The sequence below is a fragment of the Marinobacterium aestuarii genome (assembly GCF_001651805.1).
GTDB lineage: Bacteria > Pseudomonadota > Gammaproteobacteria > Pseudomonadales > Balneatricaceae > Marinobacterium_A > Marinobacterium_A aestuarii.
The window spans coordinates 3,448,366-3,462,694 of record NZ_CP015839.1 but is presented as its reverse complement, the minus strand read 5'-3'; the positions used below and the strand labels follow the sequence as shown (position 1 = coordinate 3,462,694).

Sequence of the window (14,329 nt, the reverse complement as noted above, 5' to 3'; positions counted from 1 at the left end):
TATCGTTTGGGTTACTGTGGCGAACGAAACTGTCACTTTTTGGTGACGGTTTCGTTTTTAAATCCTAAAAATACAATAAAAACAGTAGATTAGTGGTCGCTTGGCGGCGACGGCAGGGGCTGGCGTTGAGCGCGGCAGGCAGGTGGAAATAGTGCCGCGCCGGGGATACCGGCACGGCTGTGTTACTGCGGTTGTTACGACAGGGGGGCGGGCAGTATCAGTCGAGTCGAAAACCGATTTTGACGACAACCTGGTAGTGCGCGACCTTGCCATCCTGGATGTGGCCGCGCATTTCCTTGACTTCGAACCAGTCCAGATTCTCCAGCGATGCAGCGGCCTTGGTGACCGCTTTCTGAATGGCATCGTCATAACCGACGGTGGATGAGCCCGCGACTTCTATCAGCTTGTAGACATGTTCCGACATGGGGGTTCCCTCGCTATTGGCGGCCGCACCAACCGGCGGCTGTCCTTAATTAATAGCAGCGGGTGTCCGGTTCTTCGATGATGGGGTTGCACAATTCGCCAATTCCTTCAATTTCTACCCGCACCCGGTCACCCGGCTTCATATAGCCCCGCGGCTTCATGGCGACGCCCACACCGGAGCTGGTGCCGGTGGCGATGATATCGCCTGGCTCCAGCGTGCAGACGGTGGAAAGGGTTGCGATGAGCTGATAACAGTTAAAAATCAGGTGGCGGGTATTGCTGTGCTGGCGTAGCTCGTCATTGACCCAGGTACGCAGCTCAAGGTTGTGCGGGTCAATCGAGTCGCTGGTTTCAATCCAGGGGCCAATGGGACCGTGGGTATCGAAGGATTTTCCCAGCGTCCAGGTGGGGGATTTGACCTGCCAGTCCCGCACAGAAACATCATTGGCAATGGTATAGCCGGCAATTACGCTGGCGGCCTTGTCCAGTGGTACGTGGCGGCAGCGCCGGCCGATGACGATGGCCAGTTCGCCTTCATAGTCGAGCTTGTCGGAGATGCGGGGCTTGTGAATCGCCTCGCCCGGCCCTATAACGCAGCTGGTTTGCTTGTTGAATATGGTGGGGAATTCCGGTGTGGCCAGGCCCGTCTCGCGAATGTGGTCGGCATAATTGAGGCCCACGCCGAGAAATTTGCCGGGGCGGGGCACCGGGGCCAGCAAGCGCACCTGATCCAGCGCGATGGCGGCGCGGGGATCTGTAGCAAGTTGTTGCAGGCGCTGCAGGGCGGGTGCTCCCGCCGTTAGCAGTGCAATCATGTTGCCGGGTAACTCTGGGTCCGCGGCGGCGTCGATAATGCGGTCATCAATAAGGGCGCCGACGGACTGACGGCCCTGGTGTTCAAAGGTGATCAAGCGCATGAGTGGGCTCCAAGCTGGACGGGTGACTTTGGCTAAATGGCTGTCGCCGGTACTTCGCTGTTCTCCACACCGGGCCTGGGTGATAAGAAAGCAAGCCGTAGAGGTCAGGCGTGGAGGGCGTCAGTGTGCGCAGTGGAGGCTGTAGATGCAATACTGGCGGGAGTACGGGCGGGGTTCAGTACCAGCAGCAGCTGATGGATAATGCCATCGTATACCCTGGGCTGAGGGCGTTTTTTGCTCATGACGCGCAGTCCCCAAATGCCGCTCATCAGAAACTGACTTAGAGTCGAGGCGCTGGTATCGGTACGCACCTCGCCGCTGTCGATGGCGCGCTGAAGGGTTGTTGCAAAGTGCTGTTCGATGCGGTTCAGGTGCGCACTGATGCGTTCGCGAATCTCGTCATCCTGGGAACCCATTTCCAGCAGGGTATTGACCATCAGGCAGCCGCGGCCGTCCCTGTCCTCGATCAGCTCCTGGCGCAGGCGGCTGAACAGGGCTTCAATGGCGGCCAGGGGCGAGGCTGCGGCCATGAGTTCTGCCTCAACCCGTGCCAGGCGATTGCCGGCGTAGGTATCGATAATTTCGAGAAAAAAATCGCGCTTGCTGTGAAAGGCGCCGTACAGAGAGCCGGGCTTGAGTTTGGTCGCCTGGACCAGGGTATGGATGGAGGTCGCGCCATAACCGGAGTGCCAGAATACGTTCATCGCGGATGAGATGACATCGGCGCGAACAAACTCAACCGGTCTGGCCATGGGTGTATTCTCCACATCAAATGCAGCTATTATCGGTAACCTCGTGGAACATTCAACCTAAAAGTAACATTTAATATGCGTATTTTACATGCAGGCGCGGTCTGCCTGCTGCCGGTGGTCGTTTTCGTTACAGGCTGTGCCTTGAAGCCGGAGCCCGCAGATAACGTCGAGCTGCAATTCTACCGCGGAGAGGTGTCTCCCAAGGGTGACACTTGGGTGATGAAGCCCTGTTATTCCCGTCGCAGCCGTATATTGAGCGACCCCCAGGGTGCGCTGGCGGCACGCTACGCTGAGCTGGCGGTATTACCGGGGCTGCCGCTCTATATGGAGCTCAGGGCCCGTGCAAACGGTGAGGTTAAGCAGCTGCTGCTGGTCGGTGGCGATAGCCGCGCCTGTGCCGCGGAGCTTGATGGCATTTCGCTGCGCGCGGCGGGAGTGGCGCCGGACTGGGCGGCGGACCTGTCGGGTGATCGGCTGGAAGTGCGGGATCAGAGCCGGCGCGTGCGCTTTCGCTTCACTGTGGAACAGGGCACAAGCTGGCGTGGTGATCGACTCTGGAGTGGCAGCCTCAAAACTCCGGATGGCAAGAGTCGCGATCTGGAACTGCGCCTGACGGAATTCCACGGCAATGATTCCGGCTGTCGGGATGAATCCGGTGTCTGGTATGGCCTGAGTGTGGACATGCGGCTGGACGGGCGGCGTTATCGGGGCTGTGGTCGCTACGGTGACCTGACCCGCGCGGCCCTGGCTGGGCGCTATTCCCAGGTGCTGGTGTCCGGTGGCGGGCTGCAGCGCAGCACCGCCCTTGAACTGAGCGCAGAGGGGGACGCCAGCCTGACGGAGGACATGCACGATGGCACGCCCGCTGTGCGTCGTGATGGCAGCTGGCGCTGGCTGTCTACGGGCAAGCTGATGCTGCATTTTATTCAGCGCGATAGCCTGGATGAGCAGCTGGTACGGCTGTTCAGTCGCCAGCCTGATGGCACCCTGGTGCTGGAAGGCCGAGTGCCCGAATATGGTCCTGTCGGGCTGCGGCTTTCGCCTGATTACGCATTGCCGGGCTCGCCTGAATCCACAGCTGAGGGCGCTACTGAATAGTCACCAGCGCCGTCGCCTGCATGGTGGCCTGTGTCTCACCTGATAAGCTTCGCCGCTCGCGGCGGATTGCTGCCACTCGAACGGAGGCTCCATGCAATTGACTGAAATCCTGCTCGATGCGGTTGAACAGATCGCCCGTGACGCCGCCTGCGCCATCCTTGAGGTCTATCAGCGCGACTTTGAGGTAGAGCACAAGACGGATAGCTCACCGCTGACCGAGGCTGACAGGGCGGCCCACGCGCTCATCGTCGCGCGGCTGGCGAATCTGACCCCCGCGCTGCCGATTCTGTCGGAGGAGGACACAGCGAGTTTTGCCGGCGCAGATGCGGCCGGGCGTTACTGGCTGGTGGACCCGCTGGACGGCACCCGTGAGTTCATCAAGCGTAATGGCGAGTTCACCGTCAATATTGCCCTGATCGAGCGGGGTCAGGCGGTGCTTGGCGTGGTGTGCATCCCGGTACAGAACCAGCTGTATCGGGCGGCCCGCGGGCTAGGTGCATTCAAGGTGGACGCCAGGGGCGCGTGTCGACGTATCAGAGTGGCGGAACATGCCCCGGGCGCGCCCTGGAAGGTGGTGGGAAGCCGCTCCCATTCAAATGCCGCCACCGAGCGCTGGATGGCGAGGCTTGGGCCCTGCGAGATTGAGGCCATTGGCAGTTCGCTCAAGCTGTGCCTGGTGGCGGAGGGGCGCGCCGATGTCTATCCGCGTCTGGGCCCTACCTGTCTGTGGGATACCGCTGCCGCCCAGGCCGTGGTAGAGCAGGCCGGCGGCGCGGTTATTCAGCTTGACGGTACACCGCTCAGCTATGCTGACACCTCTCATCTGCTCAATCCTTTCTTTGTCGTCCATGGCCGCAGCCAGATGCACTGGCCTGCATTGGCTGAATAGGCCCACCGCATTCTCAAAGAGCGGTTTGCGCTGTAGCAATCGACGGGTATCATTGGCGGCGCTGTTGCGGGCGCCAGCGATACAGTTGCGAATTGGCAGTTGAGGCCCGTGATAGTGAATCAGTGGTGATATAACAGGGAGCAGGCAAAGGTCTGTCTTGTCGCGTGCCGGGGGTGGCTTTTTCAGGCCCGCAGCCCTGGCGGCAACGGTTTATTAAATTACGGGTGCGCAGGCGTACCCCTGAGGAGTCATTGTTGAACAGTGATACTGCCTGGCAGGCGCTGGAAGCCCACGCCGCCGAACTGCAATCTCGTCATCTGAAAGACTTGCTGGCGGATTCCGGTCGTTTTGAATCCCTTAATTATGCCCACGAAGGCCTGTTGCTGGATCTGTCCCGTCAACGGTTGTTGCCACAAACGGTCGACCAGCTGATGGAGCTGGCCCACGCCTGTGATCTGCCGGGCTGGATCGAAGCGCTGTTCCAGGGCGAGGCGGTGAACAATACCGAGCAGCGTCCGGCGCTGCATACGGCATTGCGCCTGCCGGCCAGCGCGACTCTGCAGGTCGCCGGTGAAGATGTGGTGCCCAAGGTACATGCCAATCTTGCGCGCATGGCGCAGATGGTCGATCTGCTGCACAGCGGTCAGTGGCGCGGCTATACCGGTGAAGCCATCGATACGGTGGTGAATATCGGTGTGGGCGGCTCGGATCTGGGCCCGATGATGGCGTGCCGGGCACTGGATGAATTTGAGCCCGAGCAGGCCAAGAGCATCGAGGTGCATTTTGTATCCTCCATGGACGGCAGTCAGCTGGCGGCACTGCTTGAGCAATTGAACCCTGCCACGACTCTCTTTATCGTTTCGTCCAAGTCCTTCACGACCATGGATACGCTGGCTAATGCGGCCACGGCAAGGCGCTGGTTGCAGGAAGCCAGCGATCTGCGCGACGAGGTGCTGGTCAGCCGGCACTTTATCGCCGTCACAGCGTCGCCTGACAAGGCTCGCCAGTGGGGCATTCCGCTGGCCAGTCAGCTGCACTTCTGGGACTGGACCGGCGGGCGCTATTCCATGTGGTCAACGATTGGCCTGCCGATTGCATTAAAAATTGGTATCGAAAACTTTCAGCAGCTGCTGGCCGGCGCCCACTCCCTGGATGAGCATTTCCGCCATGCGCCGCTGCAGCAGAATTTGCCGGTATTGCTGGCGATGATAGGGATCTGGAATATCAACTTTCTGGATATTCATGCCCACGCGATTCTGCCCTATGACGGTCGTCTGGCACATTTGCCGGCCTATCTGGAACAGCTGGAAATGGAGAGCAACGGCAAAAGCGTGTGCCGTGACGGCTCCGCCAGTACGCACCGCACCTGTCCGGTGCTCTGGGGCGAAGTCGGCCCCAACGCGCAGCATGCGTTTTATCAGTTGCTGCATCAGGGTACAGAGCCTGTGATGTGTGACTTTGTGGTATCGGCGCGGCGTTATACCGGCCAGCGCGAAACCCTGCAGCGCCAGCATCAGCTGGCCCTGGCCAACTGTCTGGCCCAGGCGCGGGTACTGGCGCTGGGGGATGCGGCGCTGGGTGCTGACCAGGGCAGCTCCCAGCCCTGGCAACGCTATCGCGGCAATCAGCCGAGCACGGTGATCTTGCTGGACGAGCTGACACCGCGGGCGCTGGGGTCACTGATCGCACTGTATGAGCACAAGGTGTTTGTGCAGTCCGTCATCTGGGGGATCAATCCGTTTGACCAGTGGGGGGTGGAGCTGGGCAAGACCATGGCGACCCAGTTACTGCAGGTGCTGGATAGCGGCGATCATCCGCGGGCATCCTTTGATCAGGCTACGAACGGCTTGCTGGCCGCCATCGGTGCGCGCAGGAAGGATGCGGGTGCATCATCATGAGGCAGGCCAGCGTCATGCAGCAGAATCGACAGCTATGGAGCAGGGCAGTACAACGGATGGAAATGTATAAATGAAAATTGCAGTCTGGGGAGACGAACTCGCCGCCTGGGTTGCCGGGGCACAGCTGGCCGCTTTCGGCAATGATGTCTGTGTATCGTTGCCGCATACTGATGCGGCCGCTACCGATATTCGGCCCGGCCAGAGCAGCGTGCGGGCGGAGCCTGGCCTGATGGCGCTGCTTGATACTGCGATGGTACAGGGGAGTCTGAGTGCAGCGCCGGCATTGCAGAGTCTGGAGGCCAGCGTGTACTGGCTGGCCATGGCGCCGGATGAAGAAGACCAGGCCATAGCGCTGGTAACGCGTCTGGCGCAGCGCACCGATGCGCCGCTGCTGCTGATCAATCAGAGCAATTTTGGCATAGGTGCCAGCGACAGGCTCCAGGCGCTGCTGAATCACGGGGCAGGCCAAAACGTAATCTGCCTGCCCGACACCCTGCAACAGGGCAGCGCCCTGAGTCAGTTTGGTCGCCCGCAGAGCCTGCTGGTGGGGTGTGAAGACGAGGCGGCACTGGCGCTGCTAAAGGCATTATTGCGGCCGTTTTCCGGCGGCGTGCAGAGTCTGCAGCTGATGACCCGGCGCGAGGCTGAATTTACCAAATTCGCCATTACCGGCATGCTCGCGCTGCGACTGGGCTATATCAACGAGCTGGCCAACCTGGCCGACCTGCTGAGTGTCGATATCGAAGTCGTGCGTCAGGGCATGGGGTCGGATGAGCGTATCGGGCGGCATTATCTGGCGCCGGGCTGCGGCTTTGGTGGCCAGCATTTTACCCAGTATATCGAGGGGCTGGCCGGGCTCTTTAGCGAGAAGCGCCGCTCGACCCTGCTGGACACAGTGCTGACCGAAAACCAGCGCCAGATGGAACTGCCGTTTCGCAAGCTCTGGCAGCACTACGAATGTGACCTGCAGGGCAAGACGGTGGCGCTCTGGGGGCTGGCCTTCAAGCCGGGGGTGGCGAGTATCGACAATGCACCGGCGCTGCGCATCATAGATGCGCTGCTGGCCCAGGGCGCCCGGGTGCGGCTGCATGACCCAGAAGCGTTGCCCGAGGTGCGTGAGCGCTACGGTGATAACGCAAGGCTGCAGTATTGCGCCGACAAGTACGACGCGGCGCAAGGGGCCGATGCCTTGCTGCTGCTGACCGAGTGGCCGGAATACTGGTCGCCGGACTTTGCCCGTCTGGCGCAGACGCTCAGCGCCCGGGTGATTGTGGATGGGCGCAATATCTATGATCCGGCGCTACTGCGGGCCCAGGGATTCGACTACTACGGTATTGGTCGTCTCTGATGCCGTTTTTGTCTGCCAGGCCCTGCGGGGGCGGCGGCGCTGATTTTTAAATTTTTGGACAATTGGCTGGGGTTTTAACGTGACAAAACTGACCTGTTTCAAGGCGTATGATATCCGCGGTCGCCTTGGCGATGAACTGAACGACGATGTGGTGTACCGCATCGGACGTGCCTTTGCGCAGCAGTTTGCGCCGCGCTCGGTGGTGGTGGGCGGCGATATCCGGGAAACCTCGGACGCGTTGAAAATGGCGCTGTCGCGCGGGTTGCAGGATGGCGGTGTCGATGTGGTTGATATCGGCATGGTGGGGACCGAGGAAATCTATTTTGCCACCGTGCATCTGGGGCTGGATGGGGGCGTGGAGGTTACCGCCTCGCACAACCCGATCGACTACAACGGTCTCAAACTGGTGCGCGAGGGCAGCCGGCCGATTTCCGGTGATACCGGTCTCAAGGAAATGCAGCTGATCGCAGAAGCGCAGCAGTGGCCGGCAGCGCCTGCAAAACGCGGCAGCTACAGCCAGCTGGATCTCAAGGATGCCTATGCGGCCAAGATGCTGTCCTACATAGACGTTAAGACACTGAAACCGCTGAAGCTGGTGGTCAATGCCGGTAACGGTGCGGCCGGTCCTGCGCTGGATGCCATCGAGCGTCAGTTGCAGGCACTGGGTGCACCGATCGAGTTCATCAAGGTGCACCATACACCCGATGCCAGCTTCCCCAATGGCATTCCCAACCCGATTCTGCAGGAAAACCGCGCCCAGACCGCCGATGTCGTCATCGCCGAGGGTGCCGACATGGGTATCGCCTGGGATGGCGATTTCGATCGCTGTTTCCTGTTCGATGAAAACGGTCAGTTTATCGAAGGTTATTACATCGTTGGCCTGCTGGCCGAAGCCTTTTTGCACAAGCAGTCCGGCGCCCGTGTGATCCATGATCCGCGCCTGACCTGGAATACCATCGATCTGGTAGAAGCTGCCGGTGGCGTACCTGTGCTGTCCAAGACAGGCCATGCCTTTATCAAGGAGCGCATGCGGCTGGAAGATGCGGTCTACGGCGGTGAAATGAGCGCCCATCACTATTTCCGTGACTTCGCTTACTGTGACAGTGGCATGATTCCCTGGCTGCTGGTGGCCGAACTGCTGAGCAACAAGGGACAGTCATTGTCGTCCCTGGTGGCGGAGCGCATTGCCGCCTTCCCAAGCTCCGGCGAGATCAACAGCAAGCTGACGGATCCGGCGGGCGCCATCGCCCGGGTGCGGGCGGCCTACGAGCCGAAAGCCCTGTCGGTGGACGAAACCGATGGTATTAGCATCGAGTTCGCACAGTGGCGCTTTAATCTGCGCAGCTCCAATACGGAGCCGGTGGTACGGCTGAATGTCGAAAGCCGGGCTGATCAGGCGCTGATGCAGGAAAAAACCGCAGAAATCCTGGCGCTACTGCTGCGCTGAGGAGGTATTAAGGCGCCTGCGCGAGCGGGGCCGCCTGTTCAGGCGGAAATATCAGCTGAGCAGGCGGTCCTTGGCTTCGTTGATGCGTGCGGCCAGATAGTTACTGCCACCCCGGTCGGGGTGCAGCTTTTGAATCAGGCGGCGGTGGGCACTGATAATGTCGCTTTCGCTGGCGCCGGGTTCGAGACCGAGAATATCGAAGGCTTCATTCTCACTCAGGGGCCCTGCCTGATTGGTGTGGCTGTCTTTGCCGGCGCCGGGGTCATCTTGGCGCCAGCTGTCACCAAAGCGCTTGTCGAGATAGGCTTCCAGCAGCTGGGTCGATTCCTGATCATGATCGCGGCAGTACTGCAACAGTTCAATAAACTGCTTTTCACTCAGGCCACCCAGCGTTTGTCCGGTTAGGGGGCCCTGCAGTACGGTGCCATGCATGGCGCCAGTATCGTGATCAAGGCTCATTTCCAGAATGGCGCTCTGCACGCGCGAGCGGTTATTGCTGCTGCCCGGTGTCTGTTGGCGGCGCTTGTAGAGCTGGTGCAGGAAAGGCAGATAACGCAACAGCGGGATAAGCCTGCGGCTGAAGGGCAGCATCACCGCCACCAGAGCTCCGAGCCAGTGCAGGCGCCCGGTGACGCTCAAGTAAAGCAGGAACAGGGCGCACAGGATGATGATGAGCTGCCACTTGGCGCGCTCGCGCAACTGCGGCGGCCGCGACTGGATCCACAATATGCCCGCCAGGGCAACCGCACTCAAAATGATCAGGCCAAAAGGATTCAACGCTTACCTCGTTCGTGTCTGGTTTGATTTCAGCTTCGCAGCTGCCGGGTGAGGCGCAACAGTGCCGCACTTTTGCCCTGGCTGAAGTGCTCCAGCGCCCTGTGGCCCCCGGATGCATAGACCGCGACGGCCCCCAGCAGTTCGCGCATCAACTGTGGACTCTGTTGATCGAACTGGCAACAGGCACCACCTGATAGCTGGCTGATCTGCTTGAAGGCCCGTGCAGCGGTGCTTTCCTGGCCTTCGTGGAAGATGAACACGGGGACCTGCAACAGGCCCAGTTCACCGGCCAGTGCGCAGAGATCATCCACGGATTCTTCGACGCAGTCGCCGATAAAGATGACCGCCTGGACCTTCTTGAGCCGGGTTTCCTGGCGGACATGGGTCAGCAGCCTGGCAATCTGGGTGTGGCCGCCGAGACAGCGCACGGCGTTCATCTGTTGCATCAGACGATCGGTATTGCACAGCCAGTCGGTGGCGTGGAACTCGCGGTAGCCGCGGTAGTAGCACAGCTGGACGGAGAGTCCGCCGAGGTTGCGGGTCTGCTCGAACATTTCGCTCTGCAGCTGGCAGGCATGATCCCAGGTGGGCTCCCGGCTGGCAGTGGCATCCAGCGCGAACACCAGCCGACCGCCGCCGCTGGCCGGTGTTTTCGCCAGCTGCTGCAGGAACTGGTCAATTTCCCGATGGCTGGAGCGTTGGCTGAGAGATTTGTGTTCGTCACCCATGGTGCACTCCTTTTCCGCTCAGTATAGGAGAATACAGCGTTGGAGTGCGCGGGCCAGAAAAAGTTGACGCCGGCGTGCCTGATTGCTTCAGGCGGCGCCGGGTTGGGGCAGGGTTGGCACCTGGGATGGGGCGGCTGACAGGCCCAGATAACGTTCGCGCTTGCGCGGCTTGAGGTAGTCCAGATCCACCAGAACCAGGCCGTCAACACAGTAGTTGAAGGCGGCATCGACGCCAAAGTCGAGAAAGCGCACGCCACCGTCTTCACAGACGTCGCTGTACTGTTTGTACAGCGTTGGCACGGATACGCCGATGAATTCCAGCTGCTCCTTCAGGATGCGAAAGTCGCTGCTATAGTCGCTGCCACTGAATAATTGGCTCAGGTGCTCCTTGCTCGCGGCATCAATGGTGAAGGGGCTCAGGGAGCGGCCCAGGTTGTCATTGTCCGGGAAATAGTGGCTGTAGAACCAGACGATGAGGTCTCGGGCAGCCTTGGGGTAGCTGTTGCTCAGGCTGACCGGGCCAAACAGGTAGCGGATCTCGGGGTGGCGGCGCAGGTATGCACCTATGCCGTACCAGAGGTAGTCCAGGCTTCGCCGTCCCCAGTAGCGTGGCTGCACAAAGCTGCGGCCCAGCTCGATGCCGCGGGCAAACACCGGCGCCATGGCATCGTTGTAGCGAAACAGACTGGCGCTGTAGAGCGCATTGTCGCCCATGCCGCCCAGAGCAAGACCCGCGGTTTCGGCCAGCCGGTAGGCGCCGGCAATTTCCAGATCCTCCTCGTCCCACAGAATCAGGTGGCGGTAGCTGCGGTCATAGCGATCCAGATCGCGCTTTTCACCGGTACCCTCGCCAACGCTGCGAAAGGCAATTTCGCGCAGACGCCCGACTTCGCGCATGACGGCGGAGTCAGGGCGGTAGTCGAACAGATAGATTTTCTTGCCATCGCCGGTTTCGCCCAGCAGTTCGGAGGCCTTGAGTTCCTTTTTCAGGCTGCCGCGGTCCTGCGGGTGATCGATGGTCTTCTCGGTAATGAACAGTGGCGACTTGTTGCGGGCGATGCGGTACAGGTGCTTTTTCAGAATGCGGGCTTTTTCGCGGGTCGACAGTGGTAGCGCGTCTATCTGGCTGAAGGCAATGGGCTCGCCCACCCGCACCTCAATGGTGACCGAGCGCTTGTTGAACATCTCCCGTGCCAGTAGCAGGGTCGACAGCGAACGGTTCAGTGCGGACACGCTGTAAAACAGTGACGAGTTCTTGCCACCCACAAAGACCGGCAGTATGGGGGCGTTGGCCTTGCGGGCAAAGTGCAGAAAACCGCTGTTCCATTTGCCGTCGCGGATGCCGGTGAGTCCTGCGCGGGACACTTCGCCGGCGGGGAAAACAATGACCGCCTGGTCATCCTGCAGGGCCTGGGTAATGCGGGCTATATCCTGCTTGCGGGTGGCCTTGCCGAGATTGTCCACGGGCAGAAGCAGAGGCTCTAGCGGGTCAAAGCTGGAGAGCACATCATTGGCGACGATACGCACATCACGCCTTATTTCCCCCACCAGCTTCAGCAGCGCAAGGCCATCCAGCGCTCCCAGCGGATGATTGGCGACGATCAGCACACGTCCGGTGGCCGGGATGTTCATGCGATGCTGATGGCTCAGGGCATAGCTGAAGTTGAAGTAGTCCAGTACCCGGTCAATAAATTCGAAGCCGGTGCTGGCACTGTGTTCGGCCAGGAAATGGTTGATTTCCCGCTCCCTCACCAGATGGCGCAGGCAGAACAGGGTTGAGCGTTTTACCGGCGCGGGTTTGGCAATAAAGGCGGGGAATTTCTGGGTGACGACCTGTTCGACATTCAGCTGCATCAGGGGTGTCCTCTATCGGAGGACTCACACTTTATGGCTGCAGTGTGACCGGGGCTTGAATGCAGCGTGACAACAGTGTGACAGTCAGGCGCAGGACAACCAGGCCAGGAGCTGCGAAGGACTGAGGCGGTATTTATTCGGGCGGGGAGCCTGAAGAAGCTCCCGGGAAGGTTTTCAGGCGGGTTCAGACGTTGCCTTTGCTCCAGGGATCCTGATCCGGCTCGCGGCGGCCGCGGTTCTTGCGCCGGTCCGGCTTGCCAGGTTCGAACCTCACTTCGTCACGGCGGTCGTTTTTCTTGCGTCTATCGGTACCTGAGCGCTGTTCATTTCCATTCCAGTTGTTTTTATCTTCATCCGTCATTGTAGGCTCCGTGACCGGGATGCTTTATGAGTATTCGGGTTAAGATTAGCAGTCAGACGCGATATTGCATTGGGCTTTGTCTCAAGGCGTTTCCTCGGGGTATTTCCTTTGGGGAGGGCATCAGGGCAATAACGACAGGCCTTCGCAGCGAACTATGCGCACAGCGCTATGGACAGAGAATTCAACGTGGATCGAAAAATCATTCATTGCGACTGTGACTGTTTCTATGCCGCGGTCGAAATGCGCGACAATCCGGCCTTGCGCGGTATTCCGCTGGCCGTGGGTGGTCGGGCCGACCAGCGTGGCGTGGTGGCCACCTGTAACTATGAGGCGCGGGCTTTTGGTGTGCATTCGGCCATGTCCACGGCCAGAGCCCTGGCGCTCTGCCCAGACCTTGTAGTGGTGTCTGGCAGTATGGAGAAATACCGTGAGGTGTCGGCCCGTATCATGGCGATCTATGCCGACTACACCCGGGTAATAGAACCCCTGTCGCTGGATGAGGCTTATCTGGATGTGACCGGTACAGAACGCTGTCAGGGCAGTGCCACGCGCATGGCCGAGGAAATCCGCCGGCGAGTGTTCGACGAGGTGGGCATCCGGGTGTCGGCCGGTGTTGCGCCCAACAAGTTTCTGGCCAAGATCGCCAGTGACTGGAACAAACCCGATGGTCTTTTTGTGCTGCGACCGGAGCAGGTGGAAGCCTTTGTACAGGCGCTGGCGGTGAAAAAGCTGCATGGCGTGGGGGCCAAAACGGCCGAGAAACTGGAACACATGGGGGTGCACAACTGTGCGGATCTGCGGGAGCAGGGGGCTGCTGTGCTGATCAGTCGCTTTGGGCGCTTCGGTCAGCGTCTGTGGGAGCTGGCCTGGGGGCAGGATGATCGCCCGGTACGCACCAGCCGGGAACGCAAATCGGTCAGCGTTGAGCACACCTATTCCCAGGATTTGCCCGACCTTGAGGCCTGCCTCGAGCAGTTGCCGTCACTGCTTGAGTCCCTGGCGGGGCGCTATGGCAGACTGTCGCGCCCGGCGGATATCGCGGGGGCTGTGGTCAAACTCAAGTTCCACGATTTCAGCCAGACAACGGTGGAACAGGCGACCCGGGTTCAGGCTGCGCTGGCACCGGATATAGTGCTGTACGAACGGCTGGTGCGCGAAGCCTTCGGGCGAGGCTGCCGGCCGGTGCGGCTGCTGGGTGTTGGCTATCGCCTGAACGAGCACAGCGACAGTGCACAGCCTGATCAGCTGGCACTGTTCTGAGTCGCGTTATTTGGCCTGGTGGCGCCCGAGTCGGTGCCGCATCAGCCCTTGGGCGTCAGCTTTTTCGAGTCAGGGCCTCGGCATCGAAGACCACGCCGTCCCAGCCGGTCGCCATAAATGCACGAATGTTGCCGTGGTCGGTGCCCTGGGGTGCATTCAGCACATCGCGGTAAAAACTTCCGAAACAGGCCAGTGCCTGGGCTTCGCTCAGACCATTGAGTTTGGCGAAGGCGAAAATCTTGCAGCTGCCTTCATTCTGGCCGGCTTCGTTACGCACCTTGCCATTGGTGAAGCCGCTGGGCTGATAATCATAGTGGGCCTGAATCACCTCCATGCTGTGTTTGAAATCCAGGCTGTCGTCCTGTCCGATAGCGGCGATAAAAGAATCCAGATCCATTGTTGTAACTCCAAAGATAGGCAAACAGGCTTTCTAACATCTGTCATGCCGGGGGTAAAGCCTAGCAGCCTGCGGGCTTGCGGGAATCAAGTGTGGGAAAGGGAGCGGTTAAGAGAAACCGGTGAGCTGAGCGCCCGTTAAATGCGCTGTGATCCAGGCATGTAACGGGCGGGCTTGTGC

The 14,329-nt window shown here is 60.2% G+C and carries 14 protein-coding genes; 6 read left to right on the top strand and 8 right to left on the bottom strand.

Going from position 1 to position 14,329, the window contains the following annotated elements; genetic code table 11:
- Positions 1-217: 217 nt before the first annotated feature.
- The 3 genes from A8C75_RS15085 to A8C75_RS15075 form a co-directional block, all read right to left on the bottom strand.
- Complete coding sequence (locus A8C75_RS15085) at positions 218-424, bottom strand: dodecin (RefSeq protein ID WP_067384126.1); 207 nt, start codon at positions 422-424, stop codon at positions 218-220.
- A 49-nt stretch (positions 425-473) separates the two neighbouring features.
- Positions 474-1,340: a fumarylacetoacetate hydrolase family protein gene (locus A8C75_RS15080; protein WP_067384123.1), complete on the bottom strand. Its 867-nt coding sequence runs from the start codon at positions 1,338-1,340 to the stop codon at positions 474-476.
- 104 nt (positions 1,341-1,444) lie between these two features.
- The gene (locus tag A8C75_RS15075) at positions 1,445-2,092 is read right to left on the bottom strand and encodes a TetR/AcrR family transcriptional regulator (RefSeq protein WP_067384120.1); all 648 of its coding nucleotides are present in this window, start codon (positions 2,090-2,092) and stop codon (positions 1,445-1,447) included.
- Positions 2,093-2,167: 75 nt separating this feature from the next.
- Between A8C75_RS15075 and A8C75_RS15070 the strand changes: the two genes are divergently transcribed.
- From A8C75_RS15070 to A8C75_RS15050, 5 genes are all read left to right on the top strand, one after another.
- Positions 2,168-3,190, top strand: a complete 1,023-nt coding sequence (locus tag A8C75_RS15070; RefSeq protein ID WP_067384117.1) for a hypothetical protein — start codon at positions 2,168-2,170, stop codon at positions 3,188-3,190.
- Positions 3,191-3,281: 91 nt separating this feature from the next.
- Complete coding sequence (gene cysQ, locus A8C75_RS15065; protein ID WP_067384113.1) at positions 3,282-4,079, top strand: 3'(2'),5'-bisphosphate nucleotidase CysQ; 798 nt, start codon at positions 3,282-3,284, stop codon at positions 4,077-4,079.
- Positions 4,080-4,333: 254 nt separating this feature from the next.
- A complete protein-coding gene (gene pgi / locus A8C75_RS15060; RefSeq protein WP_067384110.1) occupies positions 4,334-5,977 on the top strand; it encodes a glucose-6-phosphate isomerase in 1,644 nt (547 codons plus the stop codon).
- 70 nt (positions 5,978-6,047) lie between these two features.
- A complete protein-coding gene (locus A8C75_RS15055; protein WP_067384107.1) occupies positions 6,048-7,325 on the top strand; it encodes a UDP binding domain-containing protein in 1,278 nt (425 codons plus the stop codon).
- A gap of 79 nt (positions 7,326-7,404) precedes the next feature.
- Complete coding sequence (locus A8C75_RS15050; RefSeq protein WP_067384104.1) at positions 7,405-8,772, top strand: phosphohexomutase domain-containing protein; 1,368 nt, start codon at positions 7,405-7,407, stop codon at positions 8,770-8,772.
- Positions 8,773-8,823: 51 nt separating this feature from the next.
- Here the strand turns inward: A8C75_RS15050 and A8C75_RS15045 are convergent, their stop codons facing one another.
- The 4 genes from A8C75_RS15045 to A8C75_RS23790 all read right to left on the bottom strand — a co-directional run bounded on the left by A8C75_RS15045 (position 8,824) and on the right by A8C75_RS23790 (position 12,492).
- On the bottom strand, positions 8,824-9,549 hold the full coding sequence (locus A8C75_RS15045; protein ID WP_067384101.1) for a DnaJ domain-containing protein: 726 nt from the start codon (positions 9,547-9,549) through the stop codon (positions 8,824-8,826).
- A 29-nt stretch (positions 9,550-9,578) separates the two neighbouring features.
- Entirely contained in the window at positions 9,579-10,277 is a 699-nt protein-coding gene (locus A8C75_RS15040) for a hypothetical protein (RefSeq protein ID WP_067384097.1), read from the bottom strand.
- Between the two features lie 87 nt (positions 10,278-10,364).
- Entirely contained in the window at positions 10,365-12,131 is a 1,767-nt protein-coding gene (gene olsF, locus A8C75_RS15035; protein WP_067384094.1) for a bifunctional ornithine lipid synthase OlsF, read from the bottom strand.
- 184 nt (positions 12,132-12,315) lie between these two features.
- The gene (locus A8C75_RS23790) at positions 12,316-12,492 is read right to left on the bottom strand and encodes a hypothetical protein (RefSeq protein WP_169822849.1); all 177 of its coding nucleotides are present in this window, start codon (positions 12,490-12,492) and stop codon (positions 12,316-12,318) included.
- A gap of 168 nt (positions 12,493-12,660) precedes the next feature.
- Between A8C75_RS23790 and dinB the strand changes: the two genes are divergently transcribed.
- A complete protein-coding gene (dinB, locus tag A8C75_RS15030; protein WP_067384091.1) occupies positions 12,661-13,752 on the top strand; it encodes a DNA polymerase IV in 1,092 nt (363 codons plus the stop codon).
- Between the two features lie 55 nt (positions 13,753-13,807).
- Here dinB and A8C75_RS15025 read toward each other — a convergent pair whose 3' ends face one another.
- Entirely contained in the window at positions 13,808-14,149 is a 342-nt protein-coding gene (locus tag A8C75_RS15025) for a HopJ type III effector protein (protein WP_067384088.1), read from the bottom strand.
- Between the last annotated feature and the right edge of the window lie 180 nt (positions 14,150-14,329).